The following is a 20,544-nucleotide window of genomic DNA, read 5'->3' as shown; positions in this document are numbered from 1 at the left end:
GCTGTCACCGCCGTCGCAGGCTACCGGCCGCCACCGACAGACACCCGGAGACACCGTGGGACACCGGAAGACGTCGTGGGACACCGGAAGACGCCGGAAGAACCCCGTCAGACCGCCGGGCACCGACGACTCCGGCGGGACGCACCGCGCGGGGCGGCGGCGGGCGGGTCAGCCGCCGGCCTTCTCCATGATCTCGTCGGTGACGTCGTAGTTGGCGAAGACGTTCTGCACGTCGTCGCTGTCCTCGAGGGCGTCGATCAGCTTGAAGATCTTGCGCGCGCCCTCCTCGTCGAGCTCCACCTGCACGCTGGGCAGGAAGTTGTTGTCCGCGGACTCGTAGTCGATGCCCGCGTCGACGAGAGCGGAGCGCACCGCGACCAGGTCGGTGGCCTCGCTGATGACCTCGAAGCTCTCCCCCAGGTCGTTGACCTCCTCGGCGCCCGCGTCCAGCACGGCGGCCAGCACGTCGTCCTCGGTGAGCTCGCCCTTGGGGACGATGACGACGCCCTTGCGGTTGAAGAGGTAGGCGACCGAGCCGGGGTCCGCCATCGAGCCGCCGTTGCGGGTCATGGCGACCCGGACGTCGGAGGCGGCGCGGTTGCGGTTGTCCGTGAGGCACTCGACCAGCACGGCCACGCCGTTGGGCCCGTACCCCTCGTACATGATCGTCTCGTAGTCGGCGCCGCCGGCCTCCAGGCCCGCGCCCCGCTTGACCGCACTGTCGATGTTCTTGTTCGGGACGGACTGCTTCTTCGCCTTCTGGATGGCGTCGTACAGCGTCGGGTTGCCGTCCGGGTCGGCGCCGCCCATCCGGGCCGCGACCTCGATGTTCTTGATCAGCTTGGCGAAGAGCTTGCCGCGCTTGGCATCGATCACGGCCTTCTTGTGCTTGGTGGTTGCCCACTTCGAGTGGCCGGACACAGCCTTGCTCCTTCGGTCTCGCCAACAGTGCAGTGCGTCAGATACTAACGTCCGCGGATCAGGCCGCCGCCCGCACCAGCTCGGCGAAGGCCGCGTGCACCCGGTGGTCGCCGGTCAGCTCCGGATGGAAGGCGGTGGCCAGCAGGTTCCCCTGGCGGACCGCCACCGGGTGGCCGTCGTACGCGGCCAGAGTGCGCACGGCGGCCCCGGTGGACTCCACCCAGGGGGCGCGGATGAACACACCCTCGACCGGGCCACCCGGGACGCCGTCCATCTCCAGCGCGGCCTCGAAGGACTCGTTCTGCCGCCCGAACGCGTTGCGCCGGACGATCATGTCGATGCCGCCGATGGTCTCCTGCCCCGAGCGGGGATCGAGGATCTTGTCCGCGAGCATGATCATACCGGCGCAGGAGCCGTACGCGGGCATGCCCTCCCGCACCCGGGCGCGCAGCGGTTCCAGCAGCCCGAAGGCCGCGGCCAGCTTGGACATGGTGGTGGACTCGCCGCCCGGTATCACCAGGCCGTCGACGCCGGCGAGTTCGGCCGGGCGGCGCACGGGACGTGCCGCGGCCCCGGCGCCCTCGAGCGCGGCGAGGTGCTCGCGGACGTCGCCCTGCAGGGCGAGCACGCCGATGACGGTGCTGCTCACGGAAGTGACCTCTCTGCGGACGTGCGGCGGTGGCGGCCCGCCGGGCGGGCCGCCACCCTCACGGAAGGACGCGCGGGGCGCTCACCAGCCGCGCGCGGCGTAACGCTCGTTCTCCGGCAGGGTGTCGCAGTTGATGCCCACCATGGCCTCGCCGAGACCGCGGGAGGCGTCCGCGACGAGCTTCGGGTCGTCGTAGAAGGTGGTGGCCTTCACGATGGCCGCGGCGCGCTTGGCCGGGTCGCCGGACTTGAAGATGCCGGAACCGACGAACACGCCCTCCGCGCCGAGCTGCCGCATCAGCGCGGCGTCCGCCGGGGTGGCGACGCCGCCGGCGGAGAACAGCACGACGGGGAGCCTGCCCAGCTCGGCGACCTCCCGGACCAGCTCGTAGGGGGCGCGCAGCTCCTTGGCGGCGGCGTACAGCTCGTTGTTGTCCAGGGCCTTCAGCTTGCCGATCTCACTGCGGATCTGGCGCATGTGGCGGACGGCCTCGACGACGTTGCCGGTGCCCGCCTCGCCCTTGGAGCGGATCATCGCCGCCCCCTCCGCGATGCGGCGCAGGGCCTCGCCGAGGTTGGTGGCACCGCAGACGAACGGGGTGGTGAAGGCGAACTTGTCGCTGTGGTTGACCTCGTCGGCCGGGGTCAGCACCTCGGACTCGTCGATGTAGTCGACGCCGAGCGCCTGGAGGACCTGGGCCTCGACGAAGTGGCCGATCCGGGACTTGGCCATCACCGGGATCGACACGGCCTCGATGATGCCCTCGATCATGTCCGGGTCGGACATCCGCGCGACGCCGCCGTCCTTGCGGATGTCGGCCGGGACGCGCTCCAGCGCCATGACCGCCACGGCGCCGGCGTCCTCGGCGATCTTGGCCTGCTCCGGGGTGACGACGTCCATGATCACGCCGCCCTTGAGCTGCTCGGCCATGCCGCGCTTCACACGGGCGGTCCCGGTCTCGGGAGCCTGGCTGGACGGAGCTGCTGACGTGGCGGTGGGCGTGCTCGACACGGTGTGACCTCACTCGACGGGAACGACGGGGCGATGACGGAGACGGCGGGCCGACGACGGACGGCGGGGACCGCCGGGGACCGAGGCTGTACCGACGGGAGACCGACGGAGACGTACGACCTCGACGGTAAAGCCATGGTAGGCCCGGTACCTCACGTTCCCGGACCGCACCGGCCCGGGGAAAGGGCCAATCCCGGAGCAGTGGCCTGCTCCGGGGCCGCGCGGCCCTGTCGCTAGGGGCCGCCGCGCCCCGCGAGCACCGCCTCCGGCGGCTCGTCGTCCATCTCGAAGGCCAGCGGGAAGGGAGCGTGGCCCGCCAGCCGGAACCAGCGCACCGTCCGGTGCCGTCGCAGCGCCCGGGCCGCACGGACCGCGTCGTTGTGGAAACGGCGCGCCATCGGCACCCGGCGGACCGCCGCCTCCAGCTCGCCGGCCGACTGCTCCCCGCCCGGGGCGGCCCGTACGGCCTCGATCTGCGCCCGGTCGGCGAAGACGGCGCGCAGCGCCTGGCTGAGCTCGCTTTCGGCGACCTCGCGCTGCTCCCGCTCGGCCTGCCGGGCGTCGTGCGCGGCCTGGTAGAGCACGATCGACGCGGCCGGGTCGAGCACCCCGGCCGTGGCGAGTTCCTGGGCGACGGAGGCACGGCGCAGAAGCTGGGCGTCGAGGGCGGCGCGGGCGGCGTCGATGCGGGCGTGCAGGCGGTCCAGTCGCCCGGCGGTCCAGCTCAGATAGACGCCGACGAGGGCGACGGCGACGGCGATCCAGACGACGGTGGTGAGTGCGGGCATGGCGGTGCCTCAGTCCCGGGCCAGTCCGAACCGGGCCCACAGCCCGGTCCGCTCGTCGGGGGCCACGGAGGCGGCCCCGTCGGTGACGGTCTCGTACACCGCCAGGATGTCCGACCCGACGGTGCCCCAGTCGAACCGGCGCACATGGCGGCTCCCCTGGGCGCGCAGGGCCTCGCGGCGCGCCGGGTCGGCAAGCAGGCGCACGGCGGCGTCGGCCAGAGCCCCGGGGTCGCCGGCGGGGAAGAGCTCGCCGGCCTCTCCCCCGTTCAGCACCTGGGCGAAGGCGTCCAGGTCGGCGGCGAGCACGGGGGCGCCCGCGGACATGGCCTCGACGAGGATGATGCCGAAGGACTCGCCGCCGGTGTTGGGCGCCACGTACAGGTCGACGCTGCGCAGCAGTCGGGCCTTGTCCTCGTCGCTGACCATGCCGAGGAACTCGACCCGGGACCGCGTCTCGCGGGGCAGTCCCGCCACGGCCTCCTCCTCGTCGCCGCGCCCGGCGACCAGCAGCCGGGTGCCGGGCAGCGCCTCCAGGATCCTCGGCAGCGCCTTCATCAGCACCGGGAGCCCCTTGCGTGGCTCGTCGATCCGGCCGATGAAGCCGATGGTCCCGCCCTGCGGGGCGCGGTCGTCCCCGGAGGTGTCCCGGACGGCGGGTGCCTGCCATTCCGGGCGCGGCTCGGCGTCGGCGAAGAAGCCGACGTCCACGCCGTTGGGGATGACCACGGCGTCGCCGCCGAGGTGCTCCACCAGGGTGCGCCGGGCGTACTCGCTGACCGCGATCCGGGCGCTGATCTTCTCCAGCGCGGGCTGCAGGATCGGGTACGCGGCGATCATCGCCCGGGAGCGGGGGTTGGAGGTGTGGAAGGTGGCCACCATCGGGCCCTGGGCGACCCAGCAGGTCAGCAGGGCCAGCGACGGGGACGCGGGCTCGTGCACGTGGAGCACGTCGAAGTCGCCGTCGTGCACCCAGCGGCGCACCCGGGCGGCGGAGAGGAAGCCGAAGGTCAGCCGTGCGACCGAGCCGTTGTACGGCACCGGCACGGCCCGCCCGGCGGAGACCACGTAGGGCGGCAGCGGAGTGCCGTCGTCGGAGGGGGCCAGGACGGAGACCTCGTGACCGAGCGCGAGGAGGTGCGCGGCCAGGTCGCGGATGTGGAACTGCACGCCGCCCGGCACGTCCCAGGCGTACGGGCAGACGATGCCGATCCTCACGAGCGCAGCCCCCGCTCCCGCCCGGGCTCCGGAGCGGGCCCGGCCCCGAGGTCGGCGGTCCACATCCGCTGCAGCATGTGCCAGTCCTCGGGGTGGGCGGCGATCCCGGCGGCGAAGGCGTCGGCCATGGCCTGGGTCATCTCCCGGGCCTTCTCCCGGGCCTTCTCCCGCCGGTCGCCGAGCGCCGGCACCTCCAGCGGCGGGTGCACCCGCGCTCCCATGACCGGGCCGTCGTACCAGAGGGTGACGGGAAGCAGCCTGGCCCCGGTCTGCAGGGCGAGCAGCGCCGGGCCGGACGGCATGCGGGCGGTCTCGCCGAAGAACGTCACCTCGGTTCCGGAGGCCGAGAGGTCACGGTCGGCCACCAGGCAGACCAGCCCGCCCGCGCGCAGGCGCCGGGCCAGGGTGCCGAAGGCGGCGCCGCCTTCGTGCGGCAGCACCTCCATGCCCAGGCTCTCCCGGTAGGCGACGAAGCGGTCGTAGAGCGACTCGGGCTTCAGCCGCTCGGCGACGGTGGTGAAGGGCGTCCCCAGGTGCGTGGTGACCCAGGCGCCTGCCAGGTCCCAGTTGGCGAGGTGCGGCAGCGCGAGCACGACCCCCCGGCCGGCCTCGATGCCCTCGGTGAGGTGGTGGGCGTCGTGCACGTCGACGCCCCGGCGGATGCGCTCCGGGCTCCACGCCGGCAGCCGGAAGGACTCCATCCAGTAACGCAGGTACGAACGCATGCCCGCCCGGGAGAGCTCCGCGAGCCGGCCGGGCGTGGCGTCCGGGACGACCCGGGCGAGATTGCTCTCCAGCCGCAGTACGCCCTTGCCACGGCGCTGCCAGGCGGTGTCGGCGATGCCACGGCCCAGCGCGGCCGCGGCGGGCTCGGGCAGCCGCTTCACGGCGGCCCATCCCAGCCCGTAGAGGGAGTCCGTCAGCAACTCCCGTGCCTCGCTCACCTGCTCTCGCTCCCCTGCTGGGTGCCGCGCGCGTCCCGCTCCCCGGGCTCCGGCCGCGGCTCCTCCCCGCCGGGAGCGTCCGCACTCCCGGTGGCACCCCGGCCGGCGTCCCCGCTCCCGGAGGCTGCGGCCTCCGCGGCGTCCGCTTCGGCCGCCTCCCGGCGTACGGTGACCACCCGCTGTCCGAGGGTCACCAGGGAACCGGCCGCGACCACCCAGAGGGCGACGGGCAGCAACACCTCGATGTAGGGCACCCCGAAGGCGCCGAACCCGGCGAGGCCGGTGCAGACCAGCGTGATCACGAGCCGCTCGGACCGTTCCACCAGGCCGTTCACCGCCACCGGCAGCCCGATGCTCTCGCCGCGGGCCTTGGTGTAGGACACCACCTGGCCGCTGGCCAGGCAGAACAACGCCACCGCGCAGAGCACCAGATCGTCCCCGCCGCCCGCGTACCACAGCGCGAGCCCGCCGAAGACGGCCGCGTCCGCGACCCGGTCCAGGGTGGAGTCGAGGAAGGCGCCCCAGCGGCTGGACCGGCCGAGCTGCCGGGCCATGTTGCCGTCGATCATGTCCGAGAAGACGAACAGCGTGATGACGACGGTGCCCCAGAAGAACGTGCCGCGCGGGTAGAAGGCCAGCGCGCCCGCCATCACCCCTCCGGTGCCGACGAGGGTGACCGCGTCCGGGCTCACCCCCAGGCGCAGCAGCAGAGCGGCGAACGGTGTGAAGACACGCGTGAAGAAAGCACGCGCGTACTTGTTCAGCATGGCCTTCCCGAATGTTCGATACGTGCCCGGGCGGCGGGGACCTCCGGGTGGCCCATCGTAGCCACGGCCGCCGGGGGCGCGGCCACGGGCGGGTGCAACCGTCCGGTGCGGGGCGGCGGTGCGACGTATGGACGCGCGCGGGCACCGGTGGAAAGCTCGAAGAAACGGGTCGCACGGCCCCAGTCCCCCCCCGAGGTCGTCCGGCCCTCAGCTCAGTACGACGCAGGCCGGCAGCATGTCGACCGGAAGGCGGGACACATGGGCGACAAGGCGCAGACACACCCCGGGGCCGCCGGCAGGGCGACGGCGGCCGACCGGCCCTCCTCCGTGCGGAACGTGGTGCTGGTCGGCCACAGCGGTTCCGGGAAGACCACGCTCGTCGAGGCCCTGGCGCAGGCCACCGGGGCGGTGCAGCGCCCGGGCCGGGTGGAGGACGGCACCACGCTCGCCGACCACGACGAGATCGAGCACCGGCAGCAACGTTCCGTACAGCTCTCCCTGGTGCCGGTGGAGTGGGACGGCATCAAGATCAACCTGCTCGACACCCCCGGCTACGCCGACTTCGTCGGGGAGCTGCGGGCCGGACTGCGGGCCGCGGACGCGGCCCTCTTCGTCGTCTCGGCGGCGGACGGCGTGGACGGCTCGACCCGCATGGTCTGGGACGAGTGTGCCGCGGTGGGCATGCCCCGGGCCCTCGTCATCACCCATCTGGAGGCATCCCGCGCCGATTTCCAGGAGATGACCGAGATATGCCGCCGGGTGTTCGGCGGCGACGACCCGGATGCGGTGATCCCGCTCTACCTCCCGCTGCACGGCGACCCCGGCCCGGACGGCCACGCGCCGGTGGCCGGCCTGATCGGGCTGCTCTCCCAGCGGGTCTACGACTACTCCTCCGGGGAGCGCCGCGAGCGGGAGCCGGACCCGGAGCACCTGCCGCTCATCGAGGAGGCCCGCAACCGGCTGATCGAGGGGATCATCGCGGAGAGCGAGGACGAGACCCTCATGGACCGCTACCTCGGCGGCGAGCAGATCGACCTCAAGACCCTGGTCACGGACCTGGAGAAGGCCGTGGCACGCGGTGTCTTCCACCCGGTGCTGGCCGCCGCACCGGCCGCCGGGGACGCCCGGCACGGCCTGGGCACGATGGAGTTGCTGGAACTCGTCACGGGCGGCTTCCCCACCCCGGAGGAGCGGGAGATCCCGGCGGTCACCACCCCGCAGGGCGCCCCGCGGCCGCCGCTGAGCTGCGACCCCGCGGGCCCGCTGGCGGCCGAGGTGGTGAAGACCTCCTCGGACCCGTACGTGGGCCGGATGTCCCTGGTGCGGGTCTTCTCCGGCACGCTGCGCCCGGACGAGACGGTGCACGTCTCCGGCCACGGGCTGGAGGACCGCGGCCACGAGGACCACGACGTGGACGAGCGGGTCGGTGCCCTGACCGCGCCCTTCGGCAAGCAGCAGCGGCAGCTTCCGCACGCCGTCGCCGGCGACATGGCCTGCGTCGCCAAGCTGACACGGGCGGAGACCGGGGACACCCTGTCGGCCAAGGGCGACCCGCTGCTGATGGAGCCCTGGGTGATGCCGGACCCGCTGCTGCCGGTGGCCATCGAGGCGCACAGCAAGGCGGACGAGGACAAGCTCTCCCAGGGCCTGGCCCGGCTGGCCGCCGAGGACCCGACGATGCGCCTGGAGCAGAACCAGGCCACCCGGCAGGTGGTGCTGTGGTGCCTGGGCGAGGCGCACCGGGACGTCGCCCTGGAGCGGCTGCGCAGCCGCTACGGGGTGCAGGTGGACGCCGTGCCGCACCGGGTGTCGCTGCGCGAGACCTTCGCCGAGCGGGCGGAGGGCCGCGGCCGCCATGTGAAGCAGTCCGGCGGCCACGGGCAGTTCGCGATCTGCGAGATCAGCGTGGAGCCGCTGCCGAACGGCTCCGGCATCGAGTTCGTCGACAAGGTGGTCGGCGGTGCGGTGCCGCGGCAGTTCATCCCCTCGGTGGAGAAGGGCGTGCGCGCCCAGGCCGCCCGTGGCGTCGCCGCGGGGTACCCGCTGGTGGACGTACGGGTGACGCTGCTGGACGGCAAGGCGCACTCGGTGGACTCCTCCGACGCCGCCTTCCAGACGGCGGGCGCGCTCGCCCTGCGGGAGTGCGCCGGGGCCGCGCGCATCCATCTGCTGGAGCCGGTGGCGGAGCTGCGCGTCTCGGTCGCCGACGAGTTCGTCGGCCAGGTGATGAGCGATCTCTCCGGGCGGCGGGGCCGGGTGCTGGGCACCGAGCAGACCCCGGGCGGCAACACGCTCGTACGGGCCGAGGTGCCGGAGACGGAGATCAGCCGGTACGCCGTGGACCTGCGCTCCCTCTCCCACGGCACGGGCCGCTTCGACCGCTCCTACGTCCGCCACGAACCGATGCCGCAGCAGCTCGCCGAGAAGATCCGGGCGGAGGCCGGAAACGGCGGCTGACCACCCCGCCCTCCCCTAAGCTGGCGGTGCACCGGAGAACAGGTGTGCCGCCGTCGGGAGGTGGGCACAAAGCCGGGGGGCGGCACCGGAACACACACGGCAGGGGTGGGGCCACAGTGGCGGGCTTCGACGACGGGGAACGCGGCAGCGCGACCGGATACGACTTCGCGCCCGGCGCCGAGGTACCGCTCTCCGGCGCGGCGGGGCAGACGGCGGCCACGCACGCCCTGGCTTCCGCCGCCTACCGGGACGGCGCGGTGACCGACCTGGTCAAGGCCAACGAGGAGGCCTCGGTCAAACCACCGAAGCTCTCGCTCTTCGAGCCCAACCTCGGGGAGGCGTTCGCCCGCGCGGTGCAGACGCGGCTGCTGGGCGGCGCGCGGAAGCCCGTGATCCAGTCCTTCGGCATCGAGCCGCAGGCGGTGGTCGAGCACTGCCTGGCGGCCAACCGCATCCGCCGGGAGCGGGACACCCGGCTGACCGTGGTGATGGTGGTCTTCGGGCTGCTCTTCCTGCCCGGGGTGCTGCTCTGGCTGCTCGCGTTCCAGCTCCGGCGCTCGCTGGCGGGGGCCCAGGACCGGCGGGTCGGCGCCTTCGGGGCGGCCGCCCTGGTGGCCCTGGGGATTCTCGCCGTGGTGTTCCTGGTCCGGCTGCCCCTCTCCGGTTTCTGGGCGCTCTATCTGCGGGCCATGCTGGTGGCGCCGGTGGTGGGGTGGCTCTGGGCCAAGCAGATCTGCGAGCGGTACGCCAAGGACCTGCGCGGGCGCTGGGAGGGACTGCTCTCCGGCGGCGGGGTCGGTGCCCGGATCCCGGAAGCCGTCCCGCAGAACCCGGGCGACGCCGGCGCGGAGCGGATCCGCCAGAACCTGCAGAAGCTCCGCGCCGAGCAGGCCAGCAACCTCGTCTACTACGCCGGGCCCAAGGGGATACTCGGCATGGGCACCCGGTGGGGAAGCTGGCAGCTCGCCGAGGAGCTGGTGCCGGCCGACCCGGAGGCCGACATCAATCCGTTCCGCTGCTGGGACGTCGCCCGGGCGATCCACGACCAGCTCCGGATGCTGGAGCGCGGCCCGCTGCACACCGGGGGCTTCACCCCGCCGTCCATCGAGCACTGGATCGTCTCGCCGATCGGCGAGGGCGCCACCGAGGTGGCGCGGCCGGAGGGCCAGGACGTCGAGGGCTACCGCTTCAAGGACTTCGAGGTCCAGCGGGTCTGCAACGAGCAGCAGTTCGGCAGCGGCAACCGGCACTATCTCGGCGTCCAGTTCGTGCTGTGGGACGGGCAGCTCGTGATCACCATGCTGATCACGGTCACGCTGCTGCACCACACGCTGCGGATCGAGGTCACCGGGCACGCGCTGGGCCCGGTCCACCCGCTCTTCACCACGAAGCCCAAGGCGAAGACGAAGGAGGTCTCCAAGAGCGTCCGGTTCTGGGAGACCAAGGAGGTCAGCCTCCCGCTGGTGGAGGCGAAGGAGGTGGTGCGGCTGGCGGCCCGCGCGCCCCTGACCTGGTTCCCGCCGGTGCTGGACTTCCTCGGCGGGAAGCTCACCCTGCCCGAGCCGTTCGGCCTGCGGCACGCCTGGGCGGACAAGCCCTGGCGGCACCGGTTCATGGCCGACGACGCGCTGCGGGCCGCAACGCCCGTGCTGCGGGTGGTGCACGCGGCGGCCCTGCGCGTGCTGGAGGAGAACGGCTGCGTCACCAAGGAGTTCGGCACCCGCTCCAAGACCCTCAGCGACCTGGTGCAGGGCGCGCAGCCGGGCAAGGCCGACGTGTACGACGCCTGACCCGCCCGGGTCGTGGGAAGCGTCCGGCACGTCCCGGGCCGGGGCCCCGGACGCGGGAGTTCACTCCGCGGGCCAGGCCCCGGCCAGCATCCGCCGGGTGTCCGCGAGGAGCTGCGGCAGGATCCGGGTGTGCCCGACGACCGGCATGAAGTTGGTGTCCCCGCCCCAGCGCGGCACGATGTGCTGGTGCAGATGCGCGGCGATCCCCGCGCCGGCGATCGAGCCCTGGTTCATGCCGATGTTGAATCCCTGGGCCCCGGAGGCGGTGCGCAGGGCGGTCATCGTGTGCTGGGTGAACTCCGCCAGCTCGGCCGTCTCCGCGGCCGTGAGCTCGGTGTAGTCGGCGACGTGGCGGAACGGGACGACCATGGTGTGCCCCCCGTTGTAGGGGTAGAGGTTGAGGACGGCGTACACCAGCTCCCCCCGGGCCAGGATGAGCCCGTCCTCGTCGCTCTTGGCGGGGATGGTGCAGAAGGGGCAGCCGTCCCCCGAGCCGGTCCCGGTCGGCTTGTTCTCACCCTGGATGTACGCCATCCGGTGGGGAGTCCACATGCGCTGGAACGCGTCCGGCGCCCCCACCCCGATCTGCTGCTCCGGCTCACTGCTCATAGGGGCCAGCATATGCGCCGTGCCGTGCCGGATCCCGGGAGGGGCGGAGCAGCTCCGCGCCTCCCGGGCCCCGGGCTCAGCCGCGGCGCGGGGGCCGCGCCGCCTCGGCGAGCTCGGCGAGCGCCTCCTGCCGGGGCACGCCGTTCTTCTGCGAGCCGTCGCGGTACCGGAAGCTGACCGCGCCGACCGCCATGTCCTCGTCACCGGCGAGAATCATGAACGGCACCTTGGCCTTCTGCGCGTTCCTGATCTTCTTCTGCATGCGGTCCGCGGAGGAGTCCACCTCGAGCCGCAGCCCCTGCTTCCGGCCCTCGGCGGCGAACTCCTCCAGGTAGGGCACGTGCGCGTCGCCGATCGGGATGCCGACCGCCTGGACCGGGGCCAGCCAGGCCGGGAAGGCACCGGCGTAGTGCTCCAGCAGCACCGCGAAGAACCGCTCGATGGAGCCGAACAGCGCCCGGTGCAGCATCACCGGCTGCTGCCGGGAGCCGTCCGCCGCGGTGTACTCCAGGCCGAAGCGGGCCGGCTGCTGGAAGTCCACCTGGATCGTGGACATCTGCCAGGAACGGCCCAGCGCGTCCTTGGCCTGCACGGAGATCTTGGGCCCGTAGTAGGCCGCGCCGCCCGGGTCCATCACGAGCTGGAGGCCCTGCTTGTCCGCCGCCTGGCGGAGCTGCTGGGTGGCCTCCTCCCACTCCTCCGGGCCGCCGATGAACTTGTCGGACTCGTCCCGGGTGGAGAGTTCCAGCTCGAAGTCGCTCAGCCCGTAGTCGCGCAGCAGGTCCAGCACGAAGGTGAGCAGGCTGTCCAGCTCGTCCGGCACCTGCTCCCGGGTGCAGTAGATGTGCGCGTCGTCCTGGGTGAAGCCGCGCGCCCGGGTCAGCCCGTGCACGACGCCGGACTTCTCGTAGCGGTAGACCGTGCCGAACTCGAACAACCGCATCGGCAGCTCGCGGTAGGACCGCCCGCGCGCCCGGAAGATCAGGTTGTGCATCGGGCAGTTCATGGCCTTGAGGTAGTAGTCCTGCCCCTCGAACTCCATGGGCGGGAACATCGACTCCGCGTAGTGCGGCAGGTGGCCCGAGGTCTCGAAGAGCCGGGCCTTGGTGAGGTGCGGGGTGTTGACGAACTCGTAGTCCGCCTCCTCGTGCCGCTTGCGCGAGTAGTCCTCCATCACGCGCCGGACGATGCCGCCCCGGGGGTGGAAGACCGCCAGGCCGGAGCCGAGTTCCTCGGGAACGGAGAAGAGGTCCAGCTCGGCGCCGAGCTTGCGGTGGTCCCGCTTCTCGGCCTCCGCCAGGAACTCCAGGTGGGCCTTGAGCTCCTCCCTCGTCGGCCAGGCGGTGCCGTAGATCCGCTGCAGCTGCTTGTTCTTCTCGCTGCCGCGCCAGTACGCGGCGGCGCTGCGCATCAGCTTGAAGGCCGGGATGGCGCGGGTGCTGGGCAGGTGCGGGCCCCGGCAGAGGTCCTTCCAGCAGGGCTCGCCGGTCTTCGCGTCGAGGTTGTCGTAGATGGTGAGCTCGCCCGCACCCACCTCGGCCGAGGCGCCCTCGGCCGCGTCGGCGGCCGCTCCCTTGAGACCGATCAGCTCCAGCTTGTAGGGCTCGTCGGCGAGTTCCTCGCGGGCGTCCTCGTCGGTGGTGACACGGCGGGAGAAGCGCTGGCCCTTCTTCTGGATCTCCTGCATCTTCTTCTCGATGCGCTTGAGATCGTCCGGGTGGAAGGGCTCGGCGACGTCGAAGTCGTAGTAGAAGCCGTCCTTGACCGGCGGGCCGATACCGAGCTTCGCCTCCGGGAAGAGCTCCTGCACCGCCTGGGCCAGCACGTGCGCGGTGGAGTGCCGCAGGATGTCGAGGCCGTCCTGGCTGGTGATGTCCACCGGCTCGACCTCGTCGCCGTCGGCGAGCGGGCGGCTGAGGTCGCGCAGCTCCCCGGCGATCCGCGCGGCGACGACGGAGCGCTCGCCGTCGAAGAGCGCACCGGCCGTGGTGCCCGTGGTCACCACGCGCTCTTCCCGCTCGGAATCGCGTTGGATGATCACACGGACGTCTGTCACCGGTCTCTCCTGACACTCGGGATGGGCGCACCGGGCGAGTGCCGGGCGCGACTGGAATCGTACCGAGCGGCGCCCCCGCTCCGCGAAACGGATACGCGCCGCAGGGCGCCTTCCGGCCCGCACCCCGTCCCACGCACGACGAAGGCCGGACCGTCGGAGACGGACCGGCCTTCTCGGGTGGTGGGCGATACTGGGTTCGAACCAGTGACCTCTTCGGTGTGAACGAAGCGCTCTCCCGCTGAGCTAATCGCCCCCGTCGCACCGGGTCCCCGCCTGCGCGGCCCGGCACGAGCAGAACCATACCGTGCCGATCACGCTTCATCCAAACCGCTTTCGGGCCGCCCGCCTCCCGCGGCCAGCCGGCGGCGCAGCCCGCGGAGCCCGGCGGCCATCATCAGCCTGTGATTGAGCCGGAAGAACGGCCGGCCCGGCACGGCCAGCAGCCGCACCAGCGGCCGGCGGACCTCCACCCGCTGCTCGAAGAGCAGCCGGGTCCCGGAGCCCTCCGGCCGCACGGTCCAGCGGGCCCAGCCCTCCAGGTCGCCGGTCATCGCGATCTCCAGCACCCCGGCGCCGGGCTCCCGGCGCGTCTCCCGGGCGGTGACCCGGAGGTCGTACGGAAGGACGGAGCGGAAGCGGGCCCGGCCCGCGCCCGCGCCGGCCGGGGCGACCTCGCGGACCTGCGGCCACCAGGCCGGGTACTCCCCGGGCCGCGCCAGGACGGCGTAGACCGCCCCCGGCGGGGCGGCGAGCCGCCACTGGCCGCGGAAGCGGTAGCGATGCCAGGCCATGGCCGGAGGGTACCCGCGCGTGACAGCCCCGGGCGTGACGGACGCCCGGACACGACGAGGGCGGGACCGCGCCCCCCGGTGACCCGGTGGAACGACGCGGTCCCGCCCTCGGAGACGTGGGCGATACTGGGTTCGAACCAGTGACCTCTTCGGTGTGAACGAAGCGCTCTCCCGCTGAGCTAATCGCCCGTCGCGGCCTCTACGTTACCCCATGTCAGGCAGTGCTCCGGACCACTCCGCCGGCAGCCCGGCCGGTCCGCCCCGCCAGGGGCGGCCGCACACCCCCGGCCGCACGGGAACGCCTCAGGGCGCCCTGCGGGCCGCCCGCTCCGCACGGCGCCGCTTCCACCACGCGGTGCCCTGGGCGAGCCGGCGCTTGGTCCAGCGCATCACGAGCTGGGCCCAGACGAACTCCGTCGCCCACACCGCCATACCCGCGAAGATGATCACCCAGCCGGGCCCCGGCAGCGGCAGCAGGATCACACCGGTCACCACGATGGCGAGACCGACCAGGAAGACGCCGGCCTGCCAGCTCAGATGCAGGGACCGGCGGGCCTGGACGAACGCGGGTGCGCGCGAGCCCAGCGGCCGCTCTTCGGTCTTCGTCTCACCCTCGGCAACCATGCGCACAAACGTACCGGATCAGCTGCTCGTCACTCGCATGGTGGTACCCGGAGAAGCACCGATAGGCCAGCGGAACGACCCGAAGCATCCCAAATCGGTCAGAGGGGTTTACAACCGGCCGGTAGGTGGCATGTCGATTTCGCCGACGTGCGAATCCCCGAGCGCACACTGAGCGAAAGGCCCTGGCGCTTATGAACACCACGGTCAGCTGCGAGCTGCACCTGCGCCTCGTTGTTTCGAGCGAGTCCTCACTGCCTGTACCCGCGGGCCTGCGGTACGACACGGCCGACCCCTACGCCGTGCACGCCACGTTCCACACCGGTGCCGAGGAGACCGTCGAGTGGGTGTTCGCCCGCGACCTCCTCGCCGAGGGCCTGCACCGGCCCACGGGGACCGGTGACGTCCGCGTCTGGCCGTCCCGCAGTCACGGTCAGGGGGTCGTCTGCATCGCCCTCAGCTCCCCGGAGGGCGAGGCCCTGCTCGAAGCCCCCGCGCGGGCTCTCGAATCGTTTCTCAAGCGAACCGACGCCGCGGTGCCGCCCGGCACCGAGCACCGCCACTTCGACCTGGACCGGGAACTCTCCCACATCCTCGCGGAAAGCTGACTTCCGGGCCGGTCCGCCGCAGCCGTCCGACTCGGGGCGACGGCTGGGGCACCGGCGGCCGCCCGGCACGGCACCGACGCCGCCCCCGCACCGCAGCGTGCGGAGGCGGCCTCGCGGTGCGTAGGGACGGGTTAGGCTCTGGGTGCATCGGACCCGCGACGGCACAGGAGTCACCGTGCAGATCAACCACGACACCCGGTGCGCACTCGACGATGTCGTCGACCTGCTGAACACCGCGCCCGACGGGGACACCCCGGACGGCCTCGTCTCCGTGGACGACCTGCGCGCCTACGTGGAACGCAACCGGGTCAGCGACGTCGGTGAGCTCGGCGCGGAGGATCTGGAGGCGGTGCGCTCGGTGCGGGACCGGTTCGCACAGATCTTCGCCGCGCCCGACGCCCGCACCGCCTCGGAGCTGATCAACGGACTGGTGGCGGAAGCCGGCACCACTCCGCAGCTCACCGACCACGACGGCTACGACTGGCACGTCCACTACTTCGCGCCCGGCGCCTCGCTCTGCGACCACCTGGCGGCCGACGGCGGCATGGCACTGGCGTTCATCGTGGTCGCCGGGGAGCAGGAGCGCCTCCGGCGCTGTGAGGCCCCGGACTGCGGCCGGGCCTTCATCGACCTCTCGCGGAACCGTTCCCGCCGCTACTGCGACAGCCGCACCTGCGGAAACCGGCTGCATGTGGCGGCCTACCGGGCACGGCAGCGGGACTCGGCCGCTGCGAACGGCTGAGCACCGCCTCCGGGGCGGTGTCGCAGCCGGGCGGCCGGTCCACCGCCGGGAAGAGCCGGTTCACAGCCAGAAGAGGTCGTGCGCGCCGCAGATCGCCAGCAGCGCCCCGATGACGGTGAGGAAGAGCATCAGCGGCGGCTGGGAGAGGGCGAACAGACATCCGCGCTGCCCCTCACCGGGGACCGTGCGCGGGGTGGCGGAGGGCCGCTCGTCGAGCTCCGCCGTCGGGGTGCTGGTGGTGTGCTGCATCTCGCCGCGATGATCGCGCACCCCCCGCCGTACGGGGTCTCAACACGCCAGCCGCGGAGTCGTGTTCGCCGGCCCCCGGGCGTCAGATCCCGTGCTTCTTGAGGATCGCCTCGATCTCGGAGAAGTCGTCCTCGCCGGACCCGGCCTTCCGGCCGCCGTGCGAGCCCCCGGCCTGCGTCCCGCCGCCGCTCCGTCCCGCGGCGGCGCCCGCGCCGAGAGCCGGTGCGGAGGCGCCGGGCGCGGTCTCGCCCTGCTGCTCCGCGCGGGCGGCCGCCCGGCGTTCCCGGCGGCTCGGCCGGGCCGCGCCGCCGCCGCGCCCGGCCGCGACCCGGGCGATCACCCACAGCACGACGGCGACCGCGAGGACCGCGAAACCGGCCCAGACGGATGGCTGGAAAACGAGGTCGGCTGCCCATTCGCCGGCCGCACCGGCTATCTTGCCGCCGAGCTCCACCAGCCCGGCCATCGCCAGCCCGAGGGGCACCAGGGCCAGCGCGGCGATGCGGGTGGCCGCGACGAACCGGCGGCGCCAGGCCGTCAGGAACGCGACGGCCAGGCCGGCGGCGGAGAGCGCGGCGCACACGGTCGTGGTGAGCATGTCTCCATCGTGCACCGTCCGGGGCGCCGCGGGCCATGCCCGGCCCCGGTTTCAGGGGGATGTCCGGGGCCCTCCTCCCCGAGTGGGAGACTGAGCGGCATGAACACCTCCACCGGCCCGCGTGCCGTGCTCGACATCTGGTGCGACCTCCAGTGCCCCGACTGTCACCGTGCGCAGGAGGACGTGCGCGCGCTGCGGGAGCGGTACGGGGACGCGCTGGAGATCCGGCTCCGGCACTTCCCGCTGGAGAAGAACAAGCACGCCTACGCGGCCGCCCAGGCGGCGGAGGAGGCGTACGCGCAGGGCGCGGGCGACGCCTATGTGACGGCGCTGCTCTCCCGTACGCAGGAGCTGGGCCGGCGCGGCGAGGAACTCCTGTCCGAGGTGGCCCGCGAGCTGAGCCTGGACGCGGAGGAGGTGGAGACCTCCCTGGTGGACGGGAGGCACCTGCTGGCTGTCGACGCGGACCAGGCGGAGGCCCGTGCCCTCGGCGTCACCGGGACGCCGACCTACCTGATCGACGGCGAGCGGCTGGACGGCGGCCGGAGCCAGGAGGGGCTGCGGGAGCGGATCGAGGAGATCGCGGACCGGCTGCTGGGCCGCTGACCGGCCCCGCCTCCCGGGGGCCCGGCGGCCGCGGACGCCGGGCCTCAGCGCAGCGTCTTCCCGTACCGCCGTTCGGCGGTGCGGTACCCCAGTCCGTCGTAGAGGCGGCGGGCCGGGGTGTTCCCGGCGTGCACGTGGAGGCCGAGCAGGCGCACGCCGGCAGCGGCGCACTCGCGCTCGGCGGCCAGCATCAGGGTGCGGCCGTGGCCGCGGCCCCGGTGCTCCTCCTCCACCGCGACGGCGTAGACCCAGGCCTCCGCTCCGGCGCCCGGCGCGCCGTCCCGGCGTACCCAGAGCGTCCCGACGTCGGTGCCCCGGTGCGCGAGCACCGAGAGGGACATGCCGCGGGTGGCGGGCCCGTCCGGCAGCAGCTCCCGCTGGGCCCGTTCCGCCGCGGCGCGTGCCGCCTCCCGGGGCAGGCCGCACCCGGCGAGCCGGCCGGCCAGCAGGGCGCGGTCCGCCGCGGCCCAGCGGTCGTACTCCCGGGCCGTCATCGGCCGCGGGACGCTGTCGGGGGGCAGCGCCGGGACACCGGAGAGCTCCTTGACCATGCTGCGGCCCGACTCGGCGTAGCCGAGGGCGGCGGCCAGCGCCACGGGCGCCGGGCCGTCCGCGGCCGGCAGACCGGCCTCGACGCGCTCGCAGCCCCAGCCGCGCAGCACCTCCTCGGCGGCCAGCGCGGCGACCGTGGCCCGCCCCCGGCGCCGGTCCGGCGGGGCCACGGCGAGCCGCTCGATCCGGCCGCCGAGGCGCCCGTGCCACGGCGCGGCGGCGAGCACCACCGTGCCCACGGGCCGGCCGTTGTCGCAGATGTCGTAGGCCCGGCGGCGGCCACCGTCCGGGGTGCGCTCCTCGGGCCCGCTCGGCCGCAGGGTGGTGGTCACCGGCTCAGGGGTCGATGTCCGCGGCGGACCGCTCGGCGAAGACCCGCATCGCCTTGGCGGTGACCGGCCCGGGCGCCTTCAGGGAGCGCCCGTCGGCCCGGTGCACGGCCTGCACGTCACGGAGCGTGGAGGTCAGGAAGATCTCGTCGGCGCGCTGGAGCACGTCCAGCGGCAGCTCGGTCTCCCGGGCCCCGGACCACTCGGCGACCAGGGCCCGGGTGATCCCGGCCAGGCAGCCGGAGGAGAGCGGCGGGGTGTGCAGCTCGCCGCCGAGGACGACGAACACGTTCGAGCCGGTGCCCTCGCAGAGCCGGCCCGCCGTGTTGCCGAAGAGGGCCTCGCTGGCGCCGTCCTCCCGGGCGCGGGCGAGGGCGATCACGTTCTCCGCGTACGAGGTGGACTTGAGCCCGGCGAGCGCGCCGCGCTCGTTGCGGGTCCAGGGGACGGTCACCACGGCCGTGGTGTCGGGGCGCCGGGCGGCCTCCCCCAGCGCGACGACGAGGGTGGGCCCCTGGTCCCCGCGGTCCGAGCCGAGCGGGGAGGTGCCCCCGGTGTAGGTGATCCGCAGCCGTCCGAGCGGCACGGGTCCTGCCTCCAGCACGGCCTCGCAGCCGCGCCGCACCTCGTCGAGGTCGGGTTCCGGCAGGCCCAGCCCGCGGGCCGACACGCGGAGCCGTTCGAGGTGCCGGGTGAGCGCGAAGGGGGTGCTGCCGTGGGTCCGGATCGTCTCGAAGACGCCGTCCCCCACGGTCATGCCGTGGTCCAGCACGGACACCCGCGCGTCGTCCGCGTCGCGGAGCGCGCCGTCGAGCCAGATCCTCACGTCGTCGTCCTCTCCCTCGGGTGCGTTCCCGACGCTACCGCGAGCAGCCGGGACGCCTTGAGTTCGGTCTCCGCCCACTCCCGCTCCGGGTCGGAGGCCCAGGTGATGCCCGCGCCGGTGCCGAAGCAGAGCCGGGGGCCGCCGGCCGCCCGGCGCTCGATCCAGAAGGTGCGGATGCCGACGGCCAGTTCCCCGGTGCGGCGGTCGGCGTCGACCCAGCCGATGCCGCCGCAGTAGGGGCCGCGCGGAGCGGTCTCCAGGGCGTCGATGAGGCGCAGGGCGCTGGACTTGGGCGCGCCGGTCACGGAGCCGGGCGGAAACGTTCCGTCGAACAGGCGCGCCCAGGCGTGCCGCCGGTTACCGGGGTCCAGCTCGCCACGGACCGTGGAGACCAGGTGCACCAGGCCGGGGTGCCGCTCGACGGTGCACAGCTCCGGCACCCGTACCGAGCCGGCGGCGCACACCCGCCCCAGGTCGTTGCGGACCAGGTCGACGATCATCACGTTCTCGGCGTGGTCCTTCTCCAGCAGGTCGGCGGCGGTCCGCCCGGTGCCCTTGATCGGGCCGGAGGAGACGGTGTCGCCCTCCCGCCGCAGATACAGCTCCGGCGAGGCGGTCGCGATCTCCGCACCGTGCGCGGGCAGCCGGACCGTCCCGGCGTACGGGGCGGGGTTGCCGCGAGCCAGCAGGGCGCCGAGCGCGTCGATGCCGGAGTGCTCGGGGTCCGGGTCGGGCAGCGGCGCCGACAGCACCCGGCAGAGGTTGGCCTGGTAGACCTCGCCGGCCGCTATGTGCGCCCGGATGCGGCGTACGGCCGCCGTGTACGCGGCGCGGTCCAGCGAGGTCGTCCAGTCTCCGGGGGCCGGCCCCCGCCAGCGGCCGGGGACGGGCGGGGGCAGCGGGTCCGGCCGGACGTCGCCGAAGCGGGCACAGACCAGGCCGCCCTCGAAGTCCGCGACGACGGCCCACCAGCCCGTCGAGTCGAGGGCGGCGGGGTCACTGGTGACGTCGCGCAGATCGGTGGCGAGAAAGCCGCCGAACCGGGCGAGCGGGGGCGGATGCTGCACGACTCCGAGTGTAGGAGGGGCAGGTGAGCGGCCACGCTGGGGAAACGGAATTTGAGCTGGCTGCCGAATCCGCTAGAGTTCATGACGTCGCCGGGCGCTCAGCGCACCGGAGCAACGACACCTGCGGACGTGGCTCAGTTGGTAGAGCATCACCTTGCCAAGGTGAGGGTCGCGAGTTCGAATCTCGTCGTCCGCTCGGATGGGGGTCCGCACCCCCGCCATGGTGGAGTGGCCGAGAGGCGAGGCAACGGCCTGCAAAGCCGTCTACACGGGTTCAAATCCCGTCTCCACCTCGGACGATTAGCTCAGCGGGAGAGCGCTTCCCTGACACGGAAGAGGTCACTGGTT

Annotated in this window: 21 protein-coding genes and 4 tRNA genes; 7 read left to right on the top strand and 18 right to left on the bottom strand. The window is 73.4% G+C overall.

All coding sequences use genetic code 11. The features are described 5' to 3' along the window. Nucleotides 1-168: 168 nt before the first annotated feature. The 7 genes from HOY81_RS20005 to pgsA form a co-directional block, all read right to left on the bottom strand. Nucleotides 169-921: a YebC/PmpR family DNA-binding transcriptional regulator gene (locus tag HOY81_RS20005; RefSeq protein ID WP_237321844.1), complete on the bottom strand. Its 753-nt coding sequence runs from the start codon at nucleotides 919-921 to the stop codon at nucleotides 169-171. 58 nt (nucleotides 922-979) lie between these two features. Next, nucleotides 980-1,570: a pyridoxal 5'-phosphate synthase glutaminase subunit PdxT gene (gene pdxT / locus HOY81_RS20000; RefSeq protein ID WP_237321843.1), complete on the bottom strand. Its 591-nt coding sequence runs from the start codon at nucleotides 1,568-1,570 to the stop codon at nucleotides 980-982. A gap of 81 nt (nucleotides 1,571-1,651) precedes the next feature. Continuing rightward, nucleotides 1,652-2,581, bottom strand: a complete 930-nt coding sequence (gene pdxS, locus HOY81_RS19995) for a pyridoxal 5'-phosphate synthase lyase subunit PdxS (RefSeq protein WP_308341132.1) — start codon at nucleotides 2,579-2,581, stop codon at nucleotides 1,652-1,654. 233 nt (nucleotides 2,582-2,814) lie between these two features. Continuing rightward, on the bottom strand, nucleotides 2,815-3,369 hold the full coding sequence (locus tag HOY81_RS19990) for a hypothetical protein (protein ID WP_237321841.1): 555 nt from the start codon (nucleotides 3,367-3,369) through the stop codon (nucleotides 2,815-2,817). A 9-nt stretch (nucleotides 3,370-3,378) separates the two neighbouring features. Then, nucleotides 3,379-4,584 carry a glycosyltransferase family 4 protein gene (locus tag HOY81_RS19985; RefSeq protein ID WP_237321840.1) on the bottom strand — a complete coding sequence of 402 codons (1,206 nt, stop codon included), beginning with the start codon at nucleotides 4,582-4,584 and terminating at the stop codon, nucleotides 3,379-3,381. Then, nucleotides 4,581-5,528 (bottom strand): phosphatidylinositol mannoside acyltransferase, encoded by a 948-nt coding sequence (locus tag HOY81_RS19980; RefSeq protein ID WP_237321839.1) that lies wholly within the window; start codon nucleotides 5,526-5,528, stop codon nucleotides 4,581-4,583. The genes HOY81_RS19985 and HOY81_RS19980 overlap by 4 nt, the downstream gene beginning before the upstream one ends. After that, nucleotides 5,525-6,295, bottom strand: coding sequence for a phosphatidylinositol phosphate synthase (pgsA, locus tag HOY81_RS19975; protein WP_237321838.1), 771 nt, complete (start codon nucleotides 6,293-6,295; stop codon nucleotides 5,525-5,527). The genes HOY81_RS19980 and pgsA overlap by 4 nt, the downstream gene beginning before the upstream one ends. A 258-nt stretch (nucleotides 6,296-6,553) precedes the next feature. Here pgsA and HOY81_RS19970 point away from each other — a divergent pair, with 258 nt between their 5' ends. Further along, on the top strand, nucleotides 6,554-8,752 hold the full coding sequence (locus tag HOY81_RS19970) for an elongation factor G-like protein EF-G2 (protein ID WP_237321837.1): 2,199 nt from the start codon (nucleotides 6,554-6,556) through the stop codon (nucleotides 8,750-8,752). Between the two features lie 116 nt (nucleotides 8,753-8,868). Further along, nucleotides 8,869-10,542 (top strand): hypothetical protein, encoded by a 1,674-nt coding sequence (locus tag HOY81_RS19965; RefSeq protein ID WP_237321836.1) that lies wholly within the window; start codon nucleotides 8,869-8,871, stop codon nucleotides 10,540-10,542. 60 nt (nucleotides 10,543-10,602) lie between these two features. On the opposite strand, the gene HOY81_RS19960 is transcribed toward HOY81_RS19965, so the two are convergent. From HOY81_RS19960 to HOY81_RS19935, 6 genes are all read right to left on the bottom strand, one after another. Next, nucleotides 10,603-11,163 carry an HIT domain-containing protein gene (locus HOY81_RS19960; protein ID WP_237321835.1) on the bottom strand — a complete coding sequence of 187 codons (561 nt, stop codon included), beginning with the start codon at nucleotides 11,161-11,163 and terminating at the stop codon, nucleotides 10,603-10,605. A gap of 64 nt (nucleotides 11,164-11,227) precedes the next feature. Continuing rightward, nucleotides 11,228-13,207, bottom strand: a complete 1,980-nt coding sequence (thrS, locus tag HOY81_RS19955) for a threonine--tRNA ligase (RefSeq protein WP_237321834.1) — start codon at nucleotides 13,205-13,207, stop codon at nucleotides 11,228-11,230. Nucleotides 13,208-13,385: 178 nt separating this feature from the next. Then, nucleotides 13,386-13,460, bottom strand: a tRNA-Val gene (locus HOY81_RS19950). A 58-nt stretch (nucleotides 13,461-13,518) separates the two neighbouring features. Then, on the bottom strand, nucleotides 13,519-13,998 hold the full coding sequence (locus tag HOY81_RS19945) for an SRPBCC family protein (protein ID WP_237321833.1): 480 nt from the start codon (nucleotides 13,996-13,998) through the stop codon (nucleotides 13,519-13,521). A gap of 117 nt (nucleotides 13,999-14,115) precedes the next feature. Next, nucleotides 14,116-14,187: transfer RNA gene (locus HOY81_RS19940), tRNA-Val, on the bottom strand. 114 nt (nucleotides 14,188-14,301) lie between these two features. Beyond that, entirely contained in the window at nucleotides 14,302-14,622 is a 321-nt protein-coding gene (locus tag HOY81_RS19935) for a TIGR02611 family protein (RefSeq protein ID WP_272893043.1), read from the bottom strand. A 191-nt stretch (nucleotides 14,623-14,813) separates the two neighbouring features. Here HOY81_RS19935 and HOY81_RS19930 point away from each other — a divergent pair, with 191 nt between their 5' ends. Both HOY81_RS19930 and HOY81_RS19925 read left to right on the top strand, forming a co-directional pair. Continuing rightward, on the top strand, nucleotides 14,814-15,227 hold the full coding sequence (locus tag HOY81_RS19930; RefSeq protein WP_237321832.1) for an SsgA family sporulation/cell division regulator: 414 nt from the start codon (nucleotides 14,814-14,816) through the stop codon (nucleotides 15,225-15,227). Between the two features lie 175 nt (nucleotides 15,228-15,402). Next, the gene (locus HOY81_RS19925; protein WP_237321831.1) at nucleotides 15,403-15,969 is read left to right on the top strand and encodes a CGNR zinc finger domain-containing protein; all 567 of its coding nucleotides are present in this window, start codon (nucleotides 15,403-15,405) and stop codon (nucleotides 15,967-15,969) included. Between the two features lie 60 nt (nucleotides 15,970-16,029). Here HOY81_RS19925 and HOY81_RS19920 read toward each other — a convergent pair whose 3' ends face one another. Both HOY81_RS19920 and HOY81_RS19915 read right to left on the bottom strand, forming a co-directional pair. Continuing rightward, complete coding sequence (locus HOY81_RS19920; protein WP_237321830.1) at nucleotides 16,030-16,218, bottom strand: hypothetical protein; 189 nt, start codon at nucleotides 16,216-16,218, stop codon at nucleotides 16,030-16,032. Between the two features lie 82 nt (nucleotides 16,219-16,300). After that, nucleotides 16,301-16,816 carry a hypothetical protein gene (locus HOY81_RS19915; RefSeq protein ID WP_237321829.1) on the bottom strand — a complete coding sequence of 172 codons (516 nt, stop codon included), beginning with the start codon at nucleotides 16,814-16,816 and terminating at the stop codon, nucleotides 16,301-16,303. A 99-nt stretch (nucleotides 16,817-16,915) separates the two neighbouring features. Between HOY81_RS19915 and HOY81_RS19910 the strand changes: the two genes are divergently transcribed. Next, nucleotides 16,916-17,422 carry a DsbA family protein gene (locus HOY81_RS19910; RefSeq protein ID WP_237321828.1) on the top strand — a complete coding sequence of 169 codons (507 nt, stop codon included), beginning with the start codon at nucleotides 16,916-16,918 and terminating at the stop codon, nucleotides 17,420-17,422. 44 nt (nucleotides 17,423-17,466) lie between these two features. Here HOY81_RS19910 and HOY81_RS19905 read toward each other — a convergent pair whose 3' ends face one another. The 3 genes from HOY81_RS19905 to HOY81_RS19895 are packed head-to-tail and all read right to left on the bottom strand — an operon-like array spanning nucleotide 17,467 to nucleotide 20,196. Continuing rightward, on the bottom strand, nucleotides 17,467-18,306 hold the full coding sequence (locus HOY81_RS19905) for a GNAT family N-acetyltransferase (RefSeq protein WP_237321827.1): 840 nt from the start codon (nucleotides 18,304-18,306) through the stop codon (nucleotides 17,467-17,469). A 4-nt stretch (nucleotides 18,307-18,310) separates the two neighbouring features. Further along, nucleotides 18,311-19,129: an aminotransferase class IV gene (locus tag HOY81_RS19900; RefSeq protein WP_237321826.1), complete on the bottom strand. Its 819-nt coding sequence runs from the start codon at nucleotides 19,127-19,129 to the stop codon at nucleotides 18,311-18,313. Continuing rightward, complete coding sequence (locus tag HOY81_RS19895) at nucleotides 19,126-20,196, bottom strand: chorismate-binding protein (protein ID WP_237321825.1); 1,071 nt, start codon at nucleotides 20,194-20,196, stop codon at nucleotides 19,126-19,128. The genes HOY81_RS19900 and HOY81_RS19895 overlap by 4 nt, the downstream gene beginning before the upstream one ends. A gap of 123 nt (nucleotides 20,197-20,319) precedes the next feature. Here HOY81_RS19895 and HOY81_RS19890 point away from each other — a divergent pair. Beyond that, a tRNA-Gly gene (locus tag HOY81_RS19890) sits at nucleotides 20,320-20,392 on the top strand. A gap of 26 nt (nucleotides 20,393-20,418) precedes the next feature. Continuing rightward, nucleotides 20,419-20,489 (top strand) — tRNA-Cys (locus tag HOY81_RS19885). Nucleotides 20,490-20,544 lie beyond the last annotated feature (55 nt).

This window comes from Streptomyces sp. JJ36, assembly GCF_021696945.1.
Classification (GTDB): Bacteria; Actinomycetota; Actinomycetes; order Streptomycetales; family Streptomycetaceae; genus Streptomyces.
This window is presented reverse-complemented; position numbering and strand designations above follow the sequence as displayed.

Excerpts from the sequence above, each read along its gene's own strand:
- HOY81_RS19945 (WP_237321833.1), bottom strand. The coding sequence starts at position 13,998 with ATGGCCTGGCATCGCTACCGCTTCCGCGGCCAGTGGCGGCTCGCCGCC.
- HOY81_RS19935 (WP_272893043.1), bottom strand. The coding sequence starts at position 14,622 with ATGGTTGCCGAGGGTGAGACGAAGACCGAAGAGCGGCCGCTGGGCTCG.
- pgsA (WP_237321838.1), bottom strand. The coding sequence starts at position 6,295 with ATGCTGAACAAGTACGCGCGTGCTTTCTTCACGCGTGTCTTCACACCG.
- HOY81_RS19920 (WP_237321830.1), bottom strand. The coding sequence starts at position 16,218 with ATGCAGCACACCACCAGCACCCCGACGGCGGAGCTCGACGAGCGGCCC.
- HOY81_RS19910 (WP_237321828.1), top strand. The coding sequence starts at position 16,916 with ATGAACACCTCCACCGGCCCGCGTGCCGTGCTCGACATCTGGTGCGAC.
- HOY81_RS19960 (WP_237321835.1), bottom strand. The coding sequence starts at position 11,163 with ATGCTGGCCCCTATGAGCAGTGAGCCGGAGCAGCAGATCGGGGTGGGG.
- HOY81_RS19990 (WP_237321841.1), bottom strand. The coding sequence starts at position 3,369 with ATGCCCGCACTCACCACCGTCGTCTGGATCGCCGTCGCCGTCGCCCTC.
- HOY81_RS19930 (WP_237321832.1), top strand. The coding sequence starts at position 14,814 with ATGAACACCACGGTCAGCTGCGAGCTGCACCTGCGCCTCGTTGTTTCG.
- HOY81_RS19915 (WP_237321829.1), bottom strand. The coding sequence starts at position 16,816 with ATGCTCACCACGACCGTGTGCGCCGCGCTCTCCGCCGCCGGCCTGGCC.
- HOY81_RS19970 (WP_237321837.1), top strand. The coding sequence starts at position 6,554 with ATGGGCGACAAGGCGCAGACACACCCCGGGGCCGCCGGCAGGGCGACG.